Here is a 21,255-nt window from a genome sequence, read left to right on the forward strand (position 1 = left end):
AGCAGAGAGCTTCTTCTCAAAAGAGACTAAATATACCTAAGGCAACCTAGAAAAATATGCTGGTGCGAGTTAGTTTATGCGTAAAGGGCGAGGGATGGTAAGTTGTTCTGCCCATTTCACGCTTCTTAGTTTTTGAAAAACTTACTCAGCGTGTTCATATCCGCCGGCATGTTATTACCGACAATTGCTTTAACGATTTTATCTTCTTTTTCTTTTGTCAGCGGTTTGCCTGCCATTGCTGCCAGCTGCTTTACCAGACCGCGAACGGTTGCTTCATCTTGGAAATTCGCACTTTTTACAGAGTTAGCCACCTTATAGATATCATCAGCCTTGACATTAGATTTCTTTTGAATCTGATCAATCAAGTTTTTCTGAAAGTCCGCCACATTTATTCCTCCTTGCAGTTTAACTACGAAACAGTATATGCAAGAAGAGAAAAAAGGTTAGCGTGTATTCAATACATCTTGAAGATCGTTCATTTCATGCTTCGGCAGTCTTGTCATCAATTGATCAACAATATCCTTTGCCTTCGCACCATGGAAAAGAACTTGGTTAATACCTTGCGTAATTGGCATATCCACACCAGCCTGCTGGGCAAGCTCAGCAACGGCTTCTGTCGTACGCACACCTTCGACAGCCATTCCCATCTGGTCCAATGCCTCATCAAGAGTCATTCCTTTACCAAGCATATTACCGGTGCGCCAGTTGCGGCTGTGCACACTTGTGCACGTCACAATCAAATCTCCCATTCCGGATAATCCGATAAATGTAAGCGGATTGGCTCCGAGCTTTGTACCAAGACGCGCAATTTCTGCTAGTCCGCGCGTGATTAATGCTGCTTTCGCATTATCTCCGTATCCAAGACCATCGGAAATACCTGCGCCTAATGCGATAATATTTTTAAGAGAACCGCCAAATTCTACTCCTACCATGTCGGTAATCGTATACACTCTGAAATTCTCATTCATGAAGAGTTCTTGTATCTTCTGCGCTTCTTCCATATCAACAGAAGATGCACTAAGCGTCGTTGGCTGCCGTTTGGCAACTTCCTCGGCATGGCTTGGACCAGACAGAACGACAACAGGACGGTGATTCACTTCCTGTAACTCTTCCTCTATCATTTCAGATACCCGCTTGCTTGTCTTCGGTTCAATGCCCTTCGTTGCGTGGGCAATAACAGCATCTGCTGGTAGATGGTCAGCAAGCTTTGCTGTCACTTCCCGTATTGCTTTCGCAGGAACGACTAAGATAACTGCCGCTGTATCGCGCACAGCCTCCTCCATCGATTCATAAGCAGTAATACCTTCAGGCAGTACAATGCCTGGAAGGTATTTCTCATTTTGATGTGATGCGTTCATGCTAGCAACTTGATTAGGATTATGCGACCAGAGCCTCACGTTATGACCATTATCCGCTAAGACCATGGCAAGGGCAGTTCCCCAGCTGCCTGCTCCGAGTACTGCTATCTGTTTCGGCATACATATCCTCCTCGTTCCTGATTAAGATCTTCTTCTTGGGAAGATTTTGATTGGCGTTCCTGTGAAACCGAATGCTTCTCTAATTCTATTTTCTAAGAAACGGACATAAGAGAAGTGCATGAGTTCCGGATCGTTTACGAATACAGCAAAAGCTGGCGGCTTGACGGCTACTTGTGTCGCATAAAGTACTTTCAAGCGCTGGCCTTTATATGTTGGTGCCGGATTCATTGCTAAAGCATCCATAATGACATCATTCAGAACGTTTGTCTGAATGCGTTTCGCGTGATTCTCACTCGCTGTTAAAATAGCAGGCATTAGTGTATGAATACGCTTTTTCGTTTTGGCAGACAAGAAAACAATTGGTGCATAGTCGAGATAAAGGAAGTGCGCTCTGATCTCGTCTGTGAATTCCTTCATTTTCTTTTCATCTGACTCGACTGTATCCCATTTATTCACAACGATAACAATCGCTTTGCCTGCATCATGTGCATAACCTGCGATTTTTTTATCTTGCTCGATAATGCCTTCTTCTGCATTGATTAGCACAAGAACAACATCCGACCGCTCAATTGCCTTCAAAGCTCGCAAAATACTGTATTTCTCGGTCGTTTCATACACTTTTCCTCGTTTACGCATACCGGCTGTATCGATAATGACAAAGTCCTGGTCTTCACGTGTGAATGTTGAGTCAACTGCATCACGTGTTGTTCCTGCCACGTCACTAACGATTACACGATCTTGGTTAAGCAATGCATTCACAAGCGATGACTTCCCAACGTTCGGACGTCCGATTAAGCTGAAATGTATGGTTTCTTCATCTTCCACCATTTCAGCGCGTTCTGGGAAGTGCCCAACAACAGCATCCAGCAAATCACCAAGCCCTAAGCCGTGTGTTCCGGATATTGGAAACGGTTCCCCAAACCCTAAACTGTAAAACTCATAAATCTGGTCCCGCATTTCTGGGTTGTCCACTTTATTAACTGCCAGTACAACTGGTTTGTTGGAACGGAAAAGAATTTTTGCAACTTCTTCATCTGCTCCCGTAATTCCTTCGCGTCCATTTACCATGAACACAATGACATCCGCTTCCTGAATAGCAAGCTCTGCTTGTTCTCTGATTTCTACTAAGAACGGCGCATCACCAATCTCGATACCGCCTGTGTCGATTATGTTAAACGGCTGGTTCAGCCATTCCGCTTCTGTGTAGATTCTGTCACGCGTCACACCTGGGGTATCTTCTACAATTGAGATCCTTTCCCCGGCAAGACGGTTGAATATCGTTGATTTTCCTACGTTTGGTCTGCCTACGATGGCAACTACTGATTTCCTCATGAAAGGAACATCCTTTCCTACTTTCCTTTATATGCTGGTTCTCCACATGCAACCTAACTGTTTTATTCTAGCAAAAGCAACATGTGGAAACAATCTTTTTCGACATCAACTGCTGCTGCCAGCTGTCCATTTCGACTTTTTTCGCAAATAATGTCTTAATTTATAGAGAAGCTGGGCGCCAATTATAAGCAGCATTGTCACACCTAGGATATCCATCGCTTTGAAGTTCCCAGCTTCCTGGTACAGCCCATACACATCCAATAAAAACAAATAGATGACTTCACCTGCTGCGAAGCCAACACAGATAATTCCGATTTGCAAATACAACTCTCTGGTCAGATAGTAAGCGAGCGCAAACAGAAGCAGTGCAAATAAAAACGTTCGCGGTAAAAGCAACGCTACTGGGTTTGTAAGTTCCCATAAAAGTAAACCCGCATAGCCGACTCCAATACAAATACTCCCGAACGTACCGCGTCCAACACGCTTGCTGGAAAAAATAAATAAATAGCCAATGACAGCCAGCAAAAAAACAGTTGCAAATATACGATGACCAGCAAGATCTACGGAAAACCCGGAAACACAAATCGTCAGCAGAATAGCAAGCGCAAATAAAGTCCGCGCGAGTGAGTGCTGCATAAAAAAGGTCACAAGAACCCAGCTGATCCAGCATGCCCAATAAAAATAAAAGCCGTCCATCTTCACGCCCCCTTCTATCTGCATTATAACTAGTAAGAAGAAAAACTATACGCGCACACAAAAAAACACGACAGCCTAAGCTGCCGTGTTTTTCACTTATTGCTTGTACTTATTCAATTTATCACCGAGGATATCGCCGAGCTGGAAGCCGGAATGCTCTTCTTCCTTCTCGTATTCCTTGATGACAGCATTGTTTTCATCTTGTTCTAATTCCTTGATGCTCAAACTCATGCGTTTTTCAGCTTCGTTTACATCAAGCACTTTTACTTGTACTTGCTGACCTGGCTCAAGTACTTCCTGCGGCGTACCGATATGACGGTTCGCAATTTGGGAAATGTGAACAAGTCCTTCAATGCCAGGGAACACTTCAACAAATGCACCAAAGCTGACAAGACGCTTCACTTCGCCATCCAGAACGTCGCCCGCTTTTGCCCGATCTCCAATATTTTCCCACGGGCCAGCAAGTGTTTCTTTTAATGATAAGCTGATTCGTTCATTTTCTTTATCCACGCCTAGAACTTTTACTTTGATCTCCTGACCTTCTGTTACCACATCTGATGCTTTTTCGACATGCTCATGAGAAAGCTGGGAGATGTGTACTAAACCATCAATGCCTCCGCCAATACCGACGAATACACCAAAATCAGTTAAACGCTGTACCGTACCGTCAATCACTTGACCTGCTTCCAGGCTATCTAAGACATCCTGTTTCTTGGAAGATTCTTCTGCTTCCACAACTGCACGGTGAGAAAGGATCACACGGTTCTGTTCGCGATCCAGCTCTACTACTTTCAGCGTAAGCGGTTTTCCTTTGTATTCGTCGAATTCTTCGACAAAGTATGTTTCCACAAGGGAAGCAGGGATGAATCCGCGCAGACCAACGTCTACAACAAGACCGCCTTTTACGACTTCTTTCACATCTGCTTCAAAGACCTCGCCGGACTCGAATTTCGCTTCCAAATCGTCCCAAGCAAGTTCGGCAGTTACTGCGCGCTTGGATAGAACGACTTCCTCATCGTCTACTTTTTTCACTTTAAGTGTCAACTCTTCACCTTCGCTCACTGCATCAGCAGCATGCTCTACATGAAGACTGGATAATTCGCTGATCGGCAGGATACCTTCCACTTTGTAGCCAATGTCTACCAAAGCTTGTTTATCTTCCACTTTCACCACTTTACCGGTTACAGTATCGCCTACAGACAATTCTTTGAAATCCGTAGCTTGCTCATTCATTTCATCCATCAAAGAGACCTCCTTCAGTTTACGAGACAAAACATAAGTAAAAAAACATAGAAATGTCCTTTTTTCTAACTTCTAACATTTGAGGATATTTGTCAAGCGATAGGGTCTCTATCCGACATGCTCATTTATTAGAAGTTGAATCTCATCCATGATTACTTGTGACACTTCCTTGGCCGGCGCTTTTCTCTCGCGCAGTTCCTCCATATTAATCGGCGGACCATAGATGACCTTTAATGGCTTTACCCCTTTATAAGAGCCGATAATCGCACATGGAACAACTTTTGCTTCCGAACGCATGGCAAAAAAACCAATACCAGGGAGCGGTGCGCCAAGCTTTCCGTCCTTACTTCGTGTTCCTTCGGGAAACAGACCCATCGTTTTGCCTTCTGCGAGTAAATCCAATCCGACTCGCAGTGCGGATCGGTCCTGCATACCGCGCTTGACTGGGAACACATTTAAATTCTTCATAAGCCATCCAAGCGGCTTGAACTTGAATAATTCACTTTTCCCCATAAATGCAATATCACGCGGACAAGTGATACCAAGAACAGGCGGATCAAAATTGGAAATATGGTTGGAACATACGAGCACCGGTCCTTCTTTCGGAACATGTTCCTTTCCGTATACTTTAATGCGAAATACAGGATAAAGGACAGTGCTGACTACCATTTTGCCAAAAGTGTATAATGACATACTATTCTCTCCTTATCGCCCGATTGCTTCATGCACGACAGCAAGAATCTTGTCCACTACACCATCGATTGACAAGGCAGTCGTATCAATCTCCACAGCATCCTCTGCTTTGACAAGCGGTGAAGCTTCTCTTTCAGAATCAAGCTTATCACGCAGACGAATATCCTCTTTCAGCTGCTCTAAATCAGCTTCATATCCTTTAGCTATGTTTTCTTTGTAACGGCGCTCTGCCCGCTCTTTAACGCTAGCAATCATAAAAATCTTGACTTCGGCGTTGGGAAGGACACGTGTGCCGATATCCCGGCCATCCATTACAATGCCATTATTCGCAGCCAGCTTTTTCTGACGTTTAACCATTTCTTCTCGGACTAATGCATGCTTTGCCGCGATAGATACATGGTTTGTCACTTCATTCGTGCGAATAGCTTCCGTTACATCTTTGTCATTAACAAATACTTTCTGTCCTTCTTCATGCTGCATTAACTCAATATCAATACCTTGAAGTAAGGTTAGCAGCGCTTTCTCTGATTCCAGGTCAGCACCAGCTTCCAAAGCGGTAAGCGTAAGTGCACGATACATAGCTCCAGTATCTACATAAACAAAGTGCAGCTTTTTTGCAACAAGTTTGGATACTGTACTTTTGCCTGCAGCAGCAGGTCCATCAATTGCAATAGCGATCGTTTTCGAATTCATTCCATTCAATCCTTTTTCTCTACATAATCATAAATTAAACCTCATAAAGCATATCATAGGTTGCCGTCCTGGTCTATTTGAAGTCTACCTAATCCGTAATCCTTTTTTGCGCTGTTCCCGCTGCCGTTCAAAGCAAAATCGAATGATTGCCTGCCTGTCCCGTTCATGAATTTCAACGAATTCAATACTCGCAGTATGCTTCCTGTTTCTTTCATTTTTAACGAGACGTACAATACTGCCTTCTGCCTCAAGAAAACCTGGCCCGCTCTTTTGCAAAAAGTACGCTATATAAAGTTTTACCTGCATCCCTTCTGTAAATGCATGTTTTTCAGGCAGCAGCAGCGAAAGACCGCCGCCGCTTATATCGACCGTTACAGAAGAGACAGGCGGGACATTTGTTTGTGCGCCATACATCGCCACGTCTGCACTCGTCTGAATCCGGACATACTGCCGCCTCTGGATTTTTTTTATCTCATCCTGATCTGGCATACGCAATTTTAACGATGGCACTGTTAGTATTTCTCTGCCAATTAAGTCTGTTTGGAAGGTAAAAGCACTATCTGCTTCTGTTACGTATATTGCTTTAAATGCAGTGCCAACCGGAAAAATGTCTGTCCGCTTGGTTTGTTCATTAATCGGATAGTCGATGTAGATTATCCCATTCTTTAATTCAATTATTTTTGCACGATACCGAACCCTTTCTTCGCTATCTGTTGCTGCTATTTTTTCTAATACTAAAGTGCTACCTATCTTCAGCAAGAGTATTACCCCTTCCCCCTGTGTCGTTCTTTCTTCCTATTATTGCAAAAATATTTAAAAAGGGGAAGGCTGATTGCCTTTCCCCTTACGTCGTTTGCAAAAATTTAGCTTCCGTTGTAGTCTGTTTCTCGATTTCTTCTTCTTTTCCTGTATTGGCATTTACGTATATCCTATACGTATCGTTGTTTCTGGTTCCCATTATTTCATAGACAAGTGTTTCTTCATGTGTGTCATTCTCAATTAATGCAAGATGCGTTTCTTGAACTGTAACGTTTTGATTGAGTTTTGCCGCTGCTTCTTTATCTGTCAGCTTTGGTTTTTCCAGCTGGCGTTCATGATGATTCATGAAATAGTCTCGGGCATTAAGCCCTAGAATATCCCCGTTATCCAACGCCACTTTAACTTGAACGATATCCGCATAAATACGTACATTATCCTGAACAGGGACGAAGAAAAAGATACCGACCGAATCATATTGACTGCTTTGGACCATTTCCATGTTGGAAAGCTTTTGTTTTTTCAGAAACGCTTCTGCTTTTTGCTGCGCATCGTGAAGTCCAAGCTTCGGTTCTTCTCGCTCCCGCTGCATCATGAGCGTCAGAAGATGGCCGCCTTTTTGACTGATATCGGCATAACCGCTTTCGCCGTCTTTTTGGTAAGATAGGCTATAAAGCGGCACATCCGAGCCCTTGCCAGATTTTCCGCCCTCAATTCCGTTAATTGTGTTGAGAGCAAAGGCATCGGCAGCAATTTTTTTCGCTTGCTTTTGATTGATTCGCTCCCCAGTAACGCCTTCGAATTTGTGCTCTTCATTCGAAGAAGGCAACGCGCCATTGTTGAAATTTTTCTCTTCAGAAAATCCGCCTGTTTTGTCCTCTACGGATTGAAAACTGCTAATAATTGTATTATCTGAATGATCATGCTCGTCATCTGACAGCGCAAGCTCCACATCTGTCCAATGCAAACTATTTCCTAACACTGTATTTTGCACATTACGCAGTTCATCTTTTATTTGACCTGCCTGATTATGCAACTTTTCCAGACGCTGCATTTCCTCTTCGGAAAGCGGTTCTTTATCAAGATCGCGAACTGCAGTTTTGTACGTAAAATCTCCAATATTCGTCAGGAACTTCTCTGTTTTCTCAAATGGCAGCAATGCAAGCGGCAGCTGTCCTACATCTGTGTGCGCTTCTGAGGACAAGCGCCATATTTCTGCCAGCTGCGGTGATAGTGAATCTCTCGAGTTCATTGCCAATGTACCACCAATTTTGTCATGCAGTGAATCCATGCGATACGTCAGCTCATGGAAGGATCGCTGGTAATTATTTTCCGCTTGCATCTGTATATCGTTTTTTTCCTTGCGTTCATTCATACCCCAGATTGCTGTTCCTGTCAGCGCCAGAGCGAGTACACCGATAAGCACCCATTTATACATTATTCGCTCTCCTTTCTAGATACAGAAAATATGCTCACCAATTGTTTTGATTTGCTGTCTCGACCAAATCCAAGGTGAGGTGGCTGTATTCGGATTAAAATAATAAATTGCTCCTCCAGAAGGGTCCCAGCCATTTATTGCATCTAATACTGCTTGTTTCGCCGATTCATCCGGAGTCAGCCATATTTGCCCGTCAGCAACTGCGGTGAAAGCTCTCGGCTCAAAAATAACCCCAGATATCGTATTCGGGAATGAAGGGTCTTCTACTCTGTTTAAAATAACGGCAGCTACCGCCACTTTTCCTACATAAGGTTCACCACGCGCTTCTCCGTTAACGGCGTTGGCGATTAATTTAATATCGTTTTGGGAGTAGCCATTTGGTACATTGACCGCCGAAGTGCTTGGCGCTTGTTTGCCGCCTCCTCCGCTTTCGCCGTTGCCGCGTTTTTTCACTTGCTGTTCCTGCGGCGTACCACCGTAATAAGTAAAGGTATTGCCTTCTTGAATTTGCCGCATCACAAAGGCTTTATCATAGTTCGTATTAGCAGTTAATTTATCTTTCGCCTGCTGCCCTGCAACACCATCAATCTCCATTCCGAATTCATATTGGAAGTTTCGCAGTGCCCAATATGTACCCCAGCCGAAAACACCGTCTATTTTGCCATTATAAAAGCCTGCATACTGCAGCCTTGCCTGCAGTTCCACAACATCATCACCGGTGGCGCCGTGCTGTATTACCTGGTCTGAAAATGCGTTTGACTCGAGCGGTGATACAGCAACAACACTAAACAACATGAAACCGGCACAGATCCATTTACAAAGCCGAATTTGTCTTTGTCTCATTGTTCATTTCCTCCAACCTAAACTTATCTGACTACCGATAGCTTTCTTCCAGCTTAGTGAAAATATGCAATCCAGTTAGCAAAAAAAGAGTCAGGCAGTTTTGTCTGCCTGACTCTATATTTTGGTCGTTTGTATGTTTTCAATTGGATGTTTCGTTGCTGCTCTTACTTTTCGCAAACCAATCGTCCATAAAATGATCATGAACGGTACTTGTATATAAATCCAATGGAACTGCACCACTACCAAGATGTAGTCATAAAATCCATGCAGCAGGAAAGGAATTAGCATTGCAGCTAATATTCGCAGCCGAGGGTGTTTGCTCCCGAATTTGGCTCTGCCAAGATAATAGCCCATGAGCACGCCGAAAAGTGCATGAGAAGACACAGGAAATAGTGCTCTTGTGAAGGCATAGTCAACACCATGAGCAAATAAATACAATACATTTTCCACCGTCGCGAAGCCTAAACTAATGCTGACGCCATAAATAATACCATCATAAACCGAATCCATCTCCGTGTGTCGGAACGCTGTATATAGAAATATGAACCATTTAAAAAATTCTTCCAAAAATCCTATCGTAAAAAACGAATAAACAATGGGGTGCGTTCCAATCCCTTCAGCTTTCAATGCATACTGAATAAACATAATCGGAAATACAAGCAAAGCCCCGTAAAGAAACGTCCGCAGTACCATGCTCAGCGGCTCTGGCTCCAAACGATCCTTCAAATAAAAGAAAGTAAGGAGAGCGAGTGCTGGGGCAATCGCAGCGGAAAGAATCGTAAGCATGGTAGCACCTCTTCCAACTAACAATCTGTCTTTATCGTACCATGCTCTTGATTTTTTGGGAATATGCTACTGGAAAGAAAAAGGAAATGGGTCCTCCGGTCTAGATTAATCTATCTTTCTGTTCCGAAGCCAATGCAACAGCAAGCTCCATGCGGGCCTTTTTGCTGTCTGAATCTTTACCGAGCAAAACACCTGACTTATATAAATCATAAGCGCTGCCTTCATAATCGTACGTCGTGTAGACATTCCCTTCCTCAGAAGCTGTTGTGAGCATCACAGTAATCCCAGCTTCCAAGCTCCGAAGAATTTCTTCTTTCATCTTAGGAGCCACTTGACCGCGGCCTACCCCTTCTAAGACAATTCCTTGCACACCAGCTTCACGAGCAGCTTTTATAAATTTACCGTCGGCCTGTAAATAACATTTAATGATCTCTACTTGCGGGAGCGGCTTCTGCAGAGCATATGTATTTCGTTTAACAGGTTTTTGATATAAATATACTTTATCGTTATCAATAATACCTAAATAGCCAAATCCAAATGCGTTAAAGCCCTGAATATTTGAAGCATGCTCTTTCTTAACATACTTAGCAGGGAAGATGCGCTCGTTAAAAACAACCACTGTGCCGCAATCGTGCAGCTGCTTGTCATAAGCCGTCAATACAGCATGACGCAAGTTGATGTAAACATCAGAACCTAATTCGTGAATAGCACGCTGTGAGCCTGTCACAACGACAGGGCGAGCATCCTGTATCGTTAAATCAAGGAAAAAGGCTGTTTCTTCTAGCGAATCCGTACCATGCGTCACCACTACACCGCGTACTTCCGGATCCTCCATTTGCTGTTCAATCAATTCTTTTAAGTAAACCAAATCTTCAAATGTGATGTGCATACTCGGTTTTTGAAGCGCATTGACAACAGATACTTCAATATGATCTGGCAATGCAATTTGGCTGCGTAAGTCCTCTCCTGACATTTCACCAGATGCGAGTTTTCCGCTTTCCTCATTCGGTACGCTGGCAATCGTACCACCTGTCGTTACTAAGACAACTTTACCTTTCATTGGACAATTCCTTCCCTTCAGCTGCGTGATGCAATGGATGCGGCAATTTTCCCGCCGTGAAAACGGCCGTTTTCAATGAAGACTTCATTATTATTGTTTCCAGCAGCAATAACGCCAGCAATGTAAATACCTGGTACATTCGATTCCATTGTTTCCAAATTATAATCTGGTTTACCCGTCTCGGGATGAATGCTGATGCCCATTGCTTGCAGCAAGTGTAAATCCGGACGATAGCCGGTCATCGCGAATACGAAATCCGCATCCACAGTATGCGTTTCGCCATTCTCTTCAAAGATAACCTGCGTTTCGGTGATCTCTTTAATATGTGCTTGGAATCTGTGATCAATGTATCCGTTTCGGGCTAACGATTCGTATTCAGGCAATATCCATGGTTTGACGCTTTTAGAATACGTGCTGCCACGGTAAAGAGCCGTAATATTGGCACCAGCTTTATGCAGTTCTAGCACCGCATCCACAGCAGAGTTTTTCCCGCCGATAACTGTTACATTTTTACCGAAGTAAGGATGTGCTTCCTTGAAGTAATGAAACACATGCGGCAGTTCCTCGCCAGGCACCTGCATTAAATACGGCTGATCATAATAGCCTGTTGCAACAATGACAAAATCAGCTTGGTACGTATTCTCTTCGTCTTTAATCGTTTTCGCAGAGACTGTGAAATTTCCTTCCTCACCCGTTACTTGCATGACGCGCTCGAATGTATGTATCCGCAAATCTCGACGCTGTGCTACTGTCCGGTAATAAGCTAGCGCTTGATTTCGTACTGGCTTTTTCATTTCTGTTACAAACGGCATACCGCCTACTTCCAAGCGCTCACTTGAACTGAAGAACGTTTGATGTGTCGGGTATTGATAGATAGAATTGACAACATTGCCTTTTTCGATAAGCAGCGGTTCAATACCAGCTTGCTGCAGTTCAATTGCTGCGGAAAGTCCGCATGGTCCTGCTCCAATAATGATAACTTTTTCTTTTTGCATGTTCTTGTCTCCTTTCTGCCTCTCTTTAAAAAAAGAGAAAGCTCTTACCCTGACAGCTGCAGAATAAGAGCACTGTTTTTGTTTCGATTAGATCCAGCCTCTGAACCTGGATGCTTCGGCCATTTTTCTTACACCGACCATATAAGCTGCTAAGCGCATATCAACTCGTCTCGTTTGTGAAGTCTGGTAGACATTATGGAACCCTTTTAGCATCACTTTCTCTAATCTTTCTTCCACTTCCTGCTCCGTCCAATAATAACCTTGGTTGTTTTGCACCCATTCAAAGTAGGACACAGTCACACCGCCAGCAGAAGCCAGCACATCGGGCACTAGCAAAATACCACGCTCTGTCAGTATTTTAGTCGCCTCAAATGTTGTTGGACCATTCGCCGCTTCTATGACAATCTCTGCTTTAATTTGGTGTGCATTATCCTCGGTAATTTGATTTTCTACGGCTGCAGGTACTAATATATCGCAATCAAGCTCCAAGAGTTCTTTATTGGAGATTGTACTTTTAAATAAGTTGGTTACTGTGCCGAAACTGTCTCTGCGATCAAGTAAATAGTCGATATCCAAGCCTTCCGGGTCATGCAGCGCCCCGTAAGCATCTGAAATACCGATTACTTTCGCACCAGCTTCGTGCATGAATTTCGCCAAGTAGCTGCCTGCATTACCAAATCCTTGGATGACTACGCGAGCTCCTTCCAAGGTAATACCTTTTTGCTTCGCCGCTTCACGCAGACAAATTGTCACGCCCTGGGCAGTGGCAGTCTCCCTGCCATGCGATCCACCAAGCACAATTGGTTTTCCGGTAATAAAACCTGGATTGTTAAATTCATCCATTCGGCTGTATTCATCCATCATCCAGGCCATAATCTGGGAATTGGTCATCACATCAGGTGCGGGTATATCTTTTGTCGGTCCAACAATCTGACTGATTGCCCGTACGTATCCCCGGCTTACTCCTTCAAGCTCTCGGAAACTCATTTCCCGAGGGTCACAAATAATTCCGCCTTTACCGCCGCCATATGGCAGATCAACGATTCCTGCTTTCAGACTCATCCAAATAGATAACGCCTTTACTTCACTCTCGCTTACTTCTGGATGAAATCGTACGCCTCCCTTGGTCGGCCCAACAGCGTCATTATGCTGCGACCGATATCCAGTGAATATCTTGGTACTTCCATCGTCCATTCTAACTGGAATACGGACTGTCATCATTCGAATCGGTTCTTTCAATAATTCAAAGACTTCATCAGGATACCCGAGTTTCTGCAAAGCCGATTGTACGACTCTTTGTGTCGATTGTAATACTTCCTTATGCTTGTTGTTGGTGGATTCCGCAGCTTTGTCGGCCACTGTTCTTTACCTCCTAAAAGTTTCCCCATCTTTATTAAAAAATTTCATCTTTCTATTCCCTATCCATTCTATCAAAAAAGCAGACAGATGGATAATGAGAACAAATAGAATTAGATAAAATTAAAAAGATACCGGTAATAGGAAGCTGCACCCCAAAGCCAGCGTCACGCTAACTTTAAGGGGCACCTCATAGACCGGTACCTTCTATAGCTTAAGCGAAGTACGAGCAAATCTGCCGTACTGCATCTTCTTCAAAAATTTTCTTGCCATATTCATTGAGCCGCACCGACGTTACGATGCTAGGGTTGGCAAACTCGGACATTACTGCAATTAAATTTTCCCGCTGTTCCGCATGCAGCAGCGTCTGAATCTCCATATAATATAAATCATTCATAAAATAGACGGCAGCGTCTTCAATACCCACCTGCTGTAATTGATGGGAAACGCTGATAATATCTTCAAAATCAGTGAAGGAAAAGATAAGCTCTCTGCTCTCGTCCAATGTCACTTTCATTTCGATATAATCCTCTTCTTCTTCAAAGTCTTCTGTCTGGGGATACTGGGTAACAATAATTTGCATCCCTTGTGCTTGCAGAATATGAACTTGAACAAGAAGTGTGCCTTCCAATTCAAAGCCCAATTCATCACTTGCCTCAAACATCATATCGTGAAAAAGCTGATGAACGCCAGGAAGATCATGCCAGAGATCTTCTTTTGTCAAGCCTCTCTCGATTAAATCGTCGAAAGTAAGAAAGATCTTGAATTGATTTAATGATACGCGCTCTAACTTCATCACTTTTCCCCCTTGGATGCCATTCTAGATATAGATAGCATATGATTCGCCTTATGTTTTGTACGCGGCACATCCCTAGAGATGCGTCCAATTTTTAGTTGATTTTCCTATTCAATAAGTTAGCTTTGTACGTATAGTTAGTATATTAATCTTTGTGCTAAAAATACCCTTGTTGTACAAACTGAAAACGGACTAAAACAAGTCTGGAAACAGCGACGGGACATCCGTATACAGCATAATATACGAGATTCCGGCCAACACGATGATTGTCAAGAGGATAAACCTCACAAGAGTGCCATTCCAGCGCAAACGAAAGCCTGTCCGAGCTCCATCATGGACTGTCCGGCGCGGCGGCAGATTTAACACATCAATACGCCGGCCTTCTGACTGTGCTTCCTCTTGCAAAGCAGATACTTCATCTTGTTCAGCTGTTTGTTCCTCATCCGCTGACTGGGTCACGGACGCCACTAATTCTTCGAGATCGAGGTCCTTCTCTTCTGTCTTTGCCATTGAAGTGTCCTTCCTTCCATTATCCGTTTTCATTGCTGTAAAAGGAAACGGAGCTGCTCCCGCCAGCCTGCTGTAACTTGCTGCACGTTCACAGGTAGTGTTTCCCAGTCATGAAGGGTATCTCCGCAATTATCGCAGCAGCGTCCGCTTGCTGGACGTACAGTGCGCTGGAAGTGAGCAAATAATATTTGGCGTCTGCATGTATCTGTGTAAATCCATTCTTTCATACGCTGCAGCTGCACCAATTTATATTTTTTTCGGTCACCAACAAGTTTCTCTATTTGCTCGAGAAAATCCTTCCAGATTTGTGCGTTATACTGCAGTTGATTTCCCTTTACTATATCATGTTTTTCCATCTGATATAGTAAAAATCGCCATTGCGTTTCGCCAATCGGGTTATGCTGCACAATTAACTCGTAAGCAGGCAAATCGGTCATCCCTGCTTTTACCCGCTGGTACAGATTTCGCATCAGCTGCTGGATGGAAGACTGTTCAGGCAAATCTTGTTCAATAAGATGTACAGGAATTTGCCAATCTCCAGGGCTGTACAGGACAACACTAACACTTTCCTCGCCATCTCGGCCAGCTCTGCCTACTTCTTGAATGAAAGATTCCTTGTCATTTGGCAGATGATAATGAATGATCAAACGCACATCTTCTTTGTCTACACCCATTCCAAAAGCACTTGTACAGCAGATGATCTGAAGCTGACCAGCAAGGAACTGCTGCTGAATGAGAATTCGGTCTTCATTCTCCATTCCGCCATGGTAATAGGCGCATGCCATATCCGGCATATTTATTCGGATCAGCGCCGCAACACTTTCCGCCATGTTACGGCTGGAAAAATAGATGATTGTCGGAGCCTGCATTTTCCTAAGCAAAGCGAGCATCGTTTCATTCTTCTCTTGCTGATCTTGTACTTCTTGAACAAAATAAGCGATATTCTGTCTATCCATTGGGTAAATATGTTTCTCCATCTCCAAATCTCCCAAAAGGTGCTGAATATCGGTCTGTACTTCTGGCGTAGCTGTTCCAGTCAACGCCAGAACAGGCGGGTTTCCAAGTGTTCGAATCACCTCTGCCAAGCGTAAATAATCGGTGCGGAATTCTTTTCCCCACTGGGAAATACAGTGTGCTTCATCGACGACAAACAATTGAATCTCCAGCTGCATCAAGCGGCTGATCAGGTAATCATTTTGAAGCATTTCTGGTGATACATAAAGAAGGTCATAAGAAGCTAGATTGCGCGTCACTTGCTGCTTATCTTCATAGTTAAGAAAGCTGTTCAATGCTGCGACTCGCTTGAATCCTTTTGCTCGCAGCTGTTTCACTTGATCTTCCATCAGAGAAAGTAAAGGCGAGACGACAATGACTTGTCCGTTCCGCATGAAAGCTGGCAGCTGATAGCAAACAGATTTGCCGGTGCCAGTTGGTAATACGCCAAGTGTATGGCGATTCTGCATCACACTTTCTAGTATCTCCAATTGGCCAGTCCGGAATTGATCATAACCATAATATTTCTTTAGTGCTTGCTGCAAGTCTGTCTTCACGTCTGCACCTCCTGTTTATTCCGCAGCGCAAGTGCCATTCTGATTTGGAAATAGTCATACTTTCCGTTGAGTGCAGCATGAATCTGTTTCAGTTTATTTGTGCCAGTCTTTTCTGCACAATCCATAATAACAGCTGCATCTTTCTCGCTAATGAATCTGCTCGCCAGCCTTCTGCCTTCCAGCCAGGTTAACTCTACAATATGATCTTTAATCGTGTTTTCCGTTAATTTTCTGGCAGCTGCTATTTGATCCAGTGTTAAACCGCGTTCGAGCATCATCCTCGTTTTATGTGCAGTAGATGTAATCGTGTTGGATTGTTGTTTTGGCTGTTCAATCAGCGTTCCAAGATACGGAAACAGCGATTTGTTTGCTCTCACTTGATTTAGGAAGTAATGAACCGTAGATGTTTGATATAGCGGCACATCTATTTCATGTAACTTATATTTCGCTGCTAGCTGCGCTGCTGTTAAGCCGATATGCTGATAGCCGCTTATTCGGTCGACGAATAACCCTGCCTGCATTTCTGGCAATTTTTCAAGCAAGCCGTACAGCTCTTCATATAAGCTGCTTCGCCAATTCGTTAGCTCGGGCTGATTCTGTCGATATAACTGCTTGACCCAATATTGCACTTGCGCTTGGTCGGTTACAGGAATATAACGCTTTTCTCCGTTTGCTGAATTAGACAGCATTTGGAGAAGCAAAAGCAGCCGATACAAAAAGATGTCGGTTTGCGATTGATACGCCATTCCGTCAAAATATGGAATTGGTGTTTTCGTCATCTCTATTTTATTCTCCAGTAAGTCCTCTGCCAATTGGTCAAACAATTCCCGAGACAGCTTCGGATAAATACCAAACAAATTTGTCAGACCATACATGTGGGCATCTTGAAGTGTTTGGGCTGAGCGTTTGCCTTGGAGGAGATGGTAAATGGAGGCTGTACTCCGTTCGTTGCGGATAGGCTGGACTGCTTGAAGTATGATGGAAGCCAGGAGCATGAGGATCAACCTTTCTAAACTTGTATTCCGATTCCTTACGCGCTACACTTAGTATAAAGCATGTGATAGCTTTGTTGGAAGCGGAAGGGGGAAATCTCCGATGGTAATGTATACATATGTGGACCAGGATACGTGTATTGCCTGCGGAACATGCGGAGCTGTTGCGCCCGATGTGTACGATTACGATGATGAAGGACTGGCATTTGTCCTGCTTGATCGCAATACTGGTACTTTTGCTGTGCCGGAGGATTTGCAGGAAGATGTAGCAGATGCGCATGACTCTTGTCCTACAGAATCTATTAAGCTGAGTGATTTAGTTATCGGAAAAGAAGCATTAACACATATATAAGAACCACTTCCTTGTTAAGAGGAAGTGGTTCTTTTCCTATGGTCAGGTATCCACTTGTCGAATAACTTGCGCAGGACAGGATACAAAATAAAAAAGAAAATGCCATTACCAATGGCGTGCATCGTGTCAAAGCTTAACCCTGCCACATAATAAGCAAGAAAATGCTCCATAATAAACAAGTTCGGCAGTGATATGAGCAGTCCATACATATAGCCCGTCAGTACGCTTGCTGCTGTCATAACAAGCAGATGCGGATTTCTCCATAGCAACCCGATTAAACCGAATAAAAGCCCAATGAGTCCCCAAGCAATCATTTGCCATAATGTCCATAATCCCATTCCCAATATCATGTTGGATAATAAGGTAGACAACACGGCAATAATTACACCCGCAGCCGGACCTAACAAAAGGGAACAAATAATGACGACACTCGTCATCGGCTGCATATTAGGCAGAAACGGGAACAATACATTCGCATATATCCTGCCTGTCGCAGCAAGTGCTGTCAGCATGGCCAACAGTGTCAGCTTACGAGTTGCAAACATTAAGAAGCTTTTTGCAGATTGAAGGCTACTTCATCTTCATCTAAAAGTTCTGTGTCTGCCGCACCAACAGGAGCCATTTCACCGTTAACAGTGAAGAGCCACCATTTATTCGCAGCTTCATCTTGACTGTGGCCTTCAATAGACGTAATCATACCGCCTTCTTCTTCTAATTCGAAATTCTCTTTCATGACATCCATCAGATTAGCGCCTTCTTCAAAAGTTACTTCCTCCGAGCTAATCTCTTGTCCATCTTCGGTTAAGGTGATGGTGGCTTGCAGTTCGTTTTGCTGCTCAGCCTGCTGATTATTCTGCTGCGACTCTTCTGTTGTCCCGCAGCCTGCGAGTATACCTGCTGCCAAAAGCAGTGCACTCAGCATATGTAGTACTTTCTTCATAAAAAAATCCTCCCTTTTAGTAAAGGAAAGAGCATCAGAAGCTGTCGCTTCAGCCGCTCAGTCCCCGAAGCGGTGAAACAGAAGCATACAGGCAGGTCTGCTGACTGATACCTTCTTCTACTAAGAACCCTTCCCATCCATCGGACAGTGGTTATGTTCTTTTCGCTGGTAATCACAGCTGCGAGGACAGTCACGGATTTTCACCGTATTCCCTATCAAGTCTTTTCGACACCGTACATGCTTTGAATCGAGCTTATTTTATCATATTATATCTTTTTTGTATGCTGCGGCAGGCGAATAATAAAGGTTGTACCTTCATGAAGTCTGCTAGTCACTTTAATCGTTCCGCTGTGCGCCTGCACGATATTTTTCGCGATAGCAAGTCCCAGGCCATTTCCTGTTTTGCCTGTTTTTCGTGTTCTGGATTTGTCAGCTTTATAAAAACGTTCGAAAACGAACGGCAGATCTTCTTCTGGAATTCCGGTTCCGGAATCCTTCACCGTTATAACAAGCTGTTCACTATCATCGGAAACTGTCACTTGAACCGAACCAGCATTTTCTGTGTGCGTAATCGCATTATCAATTAAATTGGTCAGCACTTGCTCTAAAGAATCAGGCGCAAATTGATATGTCTGTTTATCTACCGCATTCACTAAGCCAAGCTTAATTTGTCTATCATCAGCCAACCCTTGAAACTTACGAACAATCCGTTCTAAGAATGGGTTAATGTCAACATCCTCAGTGACCAGGTGTGTGTCTCCTGCTTCCATTCTGGCCAAATCGAGCAGCTGGTTAACAAGACGGCCAATCCGCAGGGATTCATCATGGATAATTTGAGCAAGTTCATTTTTTGCTTCAACCGTATCAGCGATATCATCTATGATTGCTTCACTGTACCCTTGGAGCAAGGAAATTGGCGTACGAAGTTCATGCGTAACGTTCGTTATAAAATCTTCTCGAAGTTTATTTAAGCGACGTTCTTGGGTCATATCACGTACAACTGCTACCGCACCGCGTATCGCAGCTTCGTCATAAAGCGGGGTGGCGATAATAACCCATTCTCTTCCTTGTATCGTTAATTCCCGCGTCACTTCCGATGCAGTCGTAACCACACTTTCCATGATCTCGAGCCAAACACCTGGCACTTCGTGGAAGGTTTCTCCATTTTCAAACTGCCAGTCATGAATGAAAGCTTCTGCAGGGGGATTTGTTACCGTGAGTTCACCTTGACGATTGATCATCACAACGCCATCAACCATGGCATTCACCACTCTGCTTAGATGCTCTTTTTCCTGACTGAGTGCATTGATATTAAATTCCAATTGTCTTCCCATCTTGTTAAAAGCAGTAGCCAGCATCCCAATTTCATCATGTGTGACAACTGGTACGGTTGTCCCGAACTGACCGCGAGCAACGTTAATTGCTGCGTCCTGCATCTTAATAAGCGGTTTTGTAATTCTGGAAGATAAGAAAAAAGCAAACACAGTTGTTAAAACAAACGCGATTCCAGCACCAAGCAAAATGATTTGCGTCGTCTGATTGCCCGTTTCCTTTACGACAGATAACGATTGGTATACATAAACAGCACCATCGCCATCTTCAAGCGGCGTGCCTACAGCAAGGACACTTACATCTGTATCAGGAAGAACAAGCTGTTTTGACACTTCTTTTCTGTCCGTAACTGCCTTGCTTAGTTCAGCATCTTCTAAAAACCAATCTTTGTTCACGCTGGGCAGAGCGTCCGACTGTTTAGCAGGATCTGACAGCCAGAATGTATCTCCTTGTAAGATTGCAATCCGGGAGTTGGGATCCTGTACGCGATTGGCCGTATCAAAGACCGTTCCCTGGTTATCTATCTCCTCAAGTAAAATAGATACTTTCGCTGCAGTCTGCATAAGTCTTTCTTCTGCTTCTTCAATATGAAAATTACCAAAAAACTCAAGCAGCAAAAAGGTCAGCAAGCCAAGAACAACCGAGACGAGCAGAAGAATGGTCAGCCAAAGCTTGTTGACAACACTTCCCCAGAGCATTAGCTTTTATCCGCTTCGAATTTGTATCCGACACCCCATACAGTCACAATCATACTAGCTGCGTCTTCTGATACTTTACTCAGCTTCTCTCGGAGTCTTTTCACATGTGTGTCAACAGTTCGCAAGTCTCCGAAGAATTCATACTTCCAAACTTGTTTCAATAAATCTTCCCGCCCATAAACTTTGTCAGGTGTAGATGCCAAGAAATGCAGCAGCTCGTATTCTTTTGGTGTCAACGTCACTTCTTGGTTATCCGCTGTTACGCGGTGCGCATCCTTATCGATAGTCAAATGGGCAAAAACAAGCAAATCCTTCGCTGTCGCATCGGTATGCAAGTATTTTGTTGTCGAAGACCTTCGCAGCAATGCTTTAACTCGCAGCACAACTTCCCGCGGACTGAATGGTTTTACGATATAATCATCGGCACCAACTTCAAAACCTTCTACACGGTCTGCTTCTTCGCCTTTTGCTGTCAGCATAATAATCGGTGTGCCTTTTTCTTTACGAATCTCCTGACAAACTTCAATGCCATCTTTGCCAGGCATCATAACATCGAGCAGGATAACATCATAATCGGTTTCCGTCGCCATCTGGAGGCCTTGCTCTCCATCCGCTGCTTCATCAAGCGTATAGCCTTCTTTCTCCAAGTACATACGTACCAGTCTGCGGATTCTTTCTTCGTCGTCTACTACTAGAATATGTGCTTCTGATTCCATG

General features: G+C 43.8%; 23 protein-coding genes and 1 riboswitch. Of the genes, 1 reads left to right on the forward strand and 22 read right to left on the reverse strand.

The genetic code is table 11. From position 1 onward, the window contains the following. Window positions 1-125: 125 nt before the first annotated feature. The 18 genes from KS242_RS09540 to KS242_RS09625 form a co-directional block, all read right to left on the reverse strand. Window positions 126-386, reverse strand: coding sequence for a stage VI sporulation protein F (locus KS242_RS09540; protein ID WP_217321150.1), 261 nt, complete (start codon window positions 384-386; stop codon window positions 126-128). 57 nt (window positions 387-443) lie between these two features. Then, window positions 444-1,478, reverse strand: coding sequence for an NAD(P)H-dependent glycerol-3-phosphate dehydrogenase (locus KS242_RS09545; protein ID WP_217321151.1), 1,035 nt, complete (start codon window positions 1,476-1,478; stop codon window positions 444-446). 21 nt (window positions 1,479-1,499) lie between these two features. After that, on the reverse strand, window positions 1,500-2,810 hold the full coding sequence (gene der, locus KS242_RS09550) for a ribosome biogenesis GTPase Der (protein WP_217321152.1): 1,311 nt from the start codon (window positions 2,808-2,810) through the stop codon (window positions 1,500-1,502). 105 nt (window positions 2,811-2,915) lie between these two features. After that, window positions 2,916-3,506 (reverse strand): YphA family membrane protein, encoded by a 591-nt coding sequence (locus KS242_RS09555; protein ID WP_217321153.1) that lies wholly within the window; start codon window positions 3,504-3,506, stop codon window positions 2,916-2,918. Window positions 3,507-3,602: 96 nt separating this feature from the next. Next, window positions 3,603-4,748, reverse strand: a complete 1,146-nt coding sequence (gene rpsA, locus KS242_RS09560) for a 30S ribosomal protein S1 (RefSeq protein ID WP_217321154.1) — start codon at window positions 4,746-4,748, stop codon at window positions 3,603-3,605. 108 nt (window positions 4,749-4,856) lie between these two features. Next, window positions 4,857-5,441, reverse strand: a complete 585-nt coding sequence (locus KS242_RS09565; RefSeq protein WP_217321155.1) for a lysophospholipid acyltransferase family protein — start codon at window positions 5,439-5,441, stop codon at window positions 4,857-4,859. A gap of 12 nt (window positions 5,442-5,453) precedes the next feature. Further along, entirely contained in the window at window positions 5,454-6,134 is a 681-nt protein-coding gene (gene cmk / locus KS242_RS09570) for a (d)CMP kinase (protein ID WP_217321156.1), read from the reverse strand. Between the two features lie 84 nt (window positions 6,135-6,218). Further along, window positions 6,219-6,893, reverse strand: a complete 675-nt coding sequence (locus KS242_RS09575) for a flagellar brake protein (protein ID WP_217321157.1) — start codon at window positions 6,891-6,893, stop codon at window positions 6,219-6,221. A gap of 85 nt (window positions 6,894-6,978) precedes the next feature. Further along, the gene (ypeB, locus tag KS242_RS09580; protein WP_217321158.1) at window positions 6,979-8,328 is read right to left on the reverse strand and encodes a germination protein YpeB; all 1,350 of its coding nucleotides are present in this window, start codon (window positions 8,326-8,328) and stop codon (window positions 6,979-6,981) included. A 15-nt stretch (window positions 8,329-8,343) separates the two neighbouring features. Next, entirely contained in the window at window positions 8,344-9,123 is a 780-nt protein-coding gene (gene sleB / locus KS242_RS09585; RefSeq protein WP_254391871.1) for a spore cortex-lytic enzyme, read from the reverse strand. A 162-nt stretch (window positions 9,124-9,285) separates the two neighbouring features. Continuing rightward, a complete protein-coding gene (gene prsW, locus KS242_RS09590) occupies window positions 9,286-9,957 on the reverse strand; it encodes a glutamic-type intramembrane protease PrsW (protein ID WP_217321160.1) in 672 nt (223 codons plus the stop codon). A 100-nt stretch (window positions 9,958-10,057) separates the two neighbouring features. Next, window positions 10,058-11,017: an asparaginase gene (locus KS242_RS09595; RefSeq protein WP_217321161.1), complete on the reverse strand. Its 960-nt coding sequence runs from the start codon at window positions 11,015-11,017 to the stop codon at window positions 10,058-10,060. 17 nt (window positions 11,018-11,034) lie between these two features. Further along, window positions 11,035-12,012: a YpdA family putative bacillithiol disulfide reductase gene (locus KS242_RS09600; RefSeq protein ID WP_217321162.1), complete on the reverse strand. Its 978-nt coding sequence runs from the start codon at window positions 12,010-12,012 to the stop codon at window positions 11,035-11,037. An 87-nt stretch (window positions 12,013-12,099) separates the two neighbouring features. After that, the gene (locus KS242_RS09605) at window positions 12,100-13,371 is read right to left on the reverse strand and encodes a Glu/Leu/Phe/Val family dehydrogenase (RefSeq protein ID WP_217321163.1); all 1,272 of its coding nucleotides are present in this window, start codon (window positions 13,369-13,371) and stop codon (window positions 12,100-12,102) included. Between the two features lie 211 nt (window positions 13,372-13,582). After that, window positions 13,583-14,164, reverse strand: coding sequence for a genetic competence negative regulator (locus KS242_RS09610; RefSeq protein ID WP_217321164.1), 582 nt, complete (start codon window positions 14,162-14,164; stop codon window positions 13,583-13,585). Window positions 14,165-14,356: 192 nt separating this feature from the next. After that, window positions 14,357-14,674, reverse strand: coding sequence for a hypothetical protein (locus KS242_RS09615; protein WP_217321165.1), 318 nt, complete (start codon window positions 14,672-14,674; stop codon window positions 14,357-14,359). A 29-nt stretch (window positions 14,675-14,703) separates the two neighbouring features. Further along, window positions 14,704-16,224, reverse strand: a complete 1,521-nt coding sequence (locus KS242_RS09620) for a RecQ family ATP-dependent DNA helicase (RefSeq protein ID WP_217321166.1) — start codon at window positions 16,222-16,224, stop codon at window positions 14,704-14,706. Then, window positions 16,221-17,219: a YpbB family protein gene (locus KS242_RS09625; protein WP_217321167.1), complete on the reverse strand. Its 999-nt coding sequence runs from the start codon at window positions 17,217-17,219 to the stop codon at window positions 16,221-16,223. Before KS242_RS09625 ends, KS242_RS09620 begins: the two co-directional genes overlap by 4 nt. Before the next feature lie 100 nt (window positions 17,220-17,319). Here KS242_RS09625 and KS242_RS09630 point away from each other — a divergent pair, with 100 nt between their 5' ends. After that, complete coding sequence (locus KS242_RS09630) at window positions 17,320-17,568, forward strand: ferredoxin (protein WP_217321168.1); 249 nt, start codon at window positions 17,320-17,322, stop codon at window positions 17,566-17,568. A gap of 14 nt (window positions 17,569-17,582) precedes the next feature. On the opposite strand, the gene KS242_RS09635 is transcribed toward KS242_RS09630, so the two are convergent. The 4 genes from KS242_RS09635 to KS242_RS09650 form a co-directional block, all read right to left on the reverse strand. Further along, a complete protein-coding gene (locus tag KS242_RS09635) occupies window positions 17,583-18,113 on the reverse strand; it encodes an ECF transporter S component (protein WP_217321169.1) in 531 nt (176 codons plus the stop codon). Beyond that, complete coding sequence (locus tag KS242_RS09640) at window positions 18,113-18,508, reverse strand: DUF4430 domain-containing protein (protein WP_217321170.1); 396 nt, start codon at window positions 18,506-18,508, stop codon at window positions 18,113-18,115. Before KS242_RS09640 ends, KS242_RS09635 begins: the two co-directional genes overlap by 1 nt. A gap of 71 nt (window positions 18,509-18,579) precedes the next feature. After that, window positions 18,580-18,759: riboswitch (cobalamin riboswitch) on the reverse strand. Window positions 18,760-18,774: 15 nt separating this feature from the next. Further along, window positions 18,775-20,538 (reverse strand): ATP-binding protein, encoded by a 1,764-nt coding sequence (locus KS242_RS09645; RefSeq protein ID WP_217321171.1) that lies wholly within the window; start codon window positions 20,536-20,538, stop codon window positions 18,775-18,777. Continuing rightward, on the reverse strand, window positions 20,538-21,254 hold the full coding sequence (locus KS242_RS09650) for a response regulator transcription factor (RefSeq protein ID WP_217321172.1): 717 nt from the start codon (window positions 21,252-21,254) through the stop codon (window positions 20,538-20,540). Before KS242_RS09650 ends, KS242_RS09645 begins: the two co-directional genes overlap by 1 nt. Window position 21,255 lies beyond the last annotated feature (1 nt).

Source organism: Terribacillus sp. DMT04 (assembly GCF_019056395.1).
In the GTDB taxonomy this organism is placed as follows: Bacteria; Bacillota; Bacilli; order Bacillales; family Amphibacillaceae; genus Terribacillus; species Terribacillus aidingensis_A.

Bases quoted from the DNA above. Each gene is read 5' to 3' on its own strand.
- KS242_RS09545 (WP_217321151.1), bottom strand. From the start codon at position 1,478: ATGCCGAAACAGATAGCAGTACTCGGAGCAGGCAGCTGGGGAACTGCC.
- der (WP_217321152.1), bottom strand. From the start codon at position 2,810: ATGAGGAAATCAGTAGTTGCCATCGTAGGCAGACCAAACGTAGGAAAA.
- KS242_RS09555 (WP_217321153.1), bottom strand. From the start codon at position 3,506: ATGGACGGCTTTTATTTTTATTGGGCATGCTGGATCAGCTGGGTTCTT.
- rpsA (WP_217321154.1), bottom strand. From the start codon at position 4,748: ATGGATGAAATGAATGAGCAAGCTACGGATTTCAAAGAATTGTCTGTA.
- KS242_RS09565 (WP_217321155.1), bottom strand. From the start codon at position 5,441: ATGTCATTATACACTTTTGGCAAAATGGTAGTCAGCACTGTCCTTTAT.
- cmk (WP_217321156.1), bottom strand. From the start codon at position 6,134: ATGAATTCGAAAACGATCGCTATTGCAATTGATGGACCTGCTGCTGCA.
- ypeB (WP_217321158.1), bottom strand. From the start codon at position 8,328: ATGTATAAATGGGTGCTTATCGGTGTACTCGCTCTGGCGCTGACAGGA.
- sleB (WP_254391871.1), bottom strand. From the start codon at position 9,123: ATGTTGTTTAGTGTTGTTGCTGTATCACCGCTCGAGTCAAACGCATTT.
- prsW (WP_217321160.1), bottom strand. From the start codon at position 9,957: ATGCTTACGATTCTTTCCGCTGCGATTGCCCCAGCACTCGCTCTCCTT.
- KS242_RS09595 (WP_217321161.1), bottom strand. From the start codon at position 11,017: ATGAAAGGTAAAGTTGTCTTAGTAACGACAGGTGGTACGATTGCCAGC.
- KS242_RS09600 (WP_217321162.1), bottom strand. From the start codon at position 12,012: ATGCAAAAAGAAAAAGTTATCATTATTGGAGCAGGACCATGCGGACTT.
- KS242_RS09610 (WP_217321164.1), bottom strand. From the start codon at position 14,164: ATGAAGTTAGAGCGCGTATCATTAAATCAATTCAAGATCTTTCTTACT.
- KS242_RS09615 (WP_217321165.1), bottom strand. From the start codon at position 14,674: ATGGCAAAGACAGAAGAGAAGGACCTCGATCTCGAAGAATTAGTGGCG.
- KS242_RS09625 (WP_217321167.1), bottom strand. From the start codon at position 17,219: ATGCTCCTGGCTTCCATCATACTTCAAGCAGTCCAGCCTATCCGCAAC.
- KS242_RS09630 (WP_217321168.1), top strand. From the start codon at position 17,320: ATGGTAATGTATACATATGTGGACCAGGATACGTGTATTGCCTGCGGA.
- KS242_RS09635 (WP_217321169.1), bottom strand. From the start codon at position 18,113: ATGTTTGCAACTCGTAAGCTGACACTGTTGGCCATGCTGACAGCACTT.
- KS242_RS09640 (WP_217321170.1), bottom strand. From the start codon at position 18,508: ATGAAGAAAGTACTACATATGCTGAGTGCACTGCTTTTGGCAGCAGGT.
- KS242_RS09645 (WP_217321171.1), bottom strand. From the start codon at position 20,538: ATGCTCTGGGGAAGTGTTGTCAACAAGCTTTGGCTGACCATTCTTCTG.
- KS242_RS09650 (WP_217321172.1), bottom strand. From the start codon at position 21,254: ATGGAATCAGAAGCACATATTCTAGTAGTAGACGACGAAGAAAGAATC.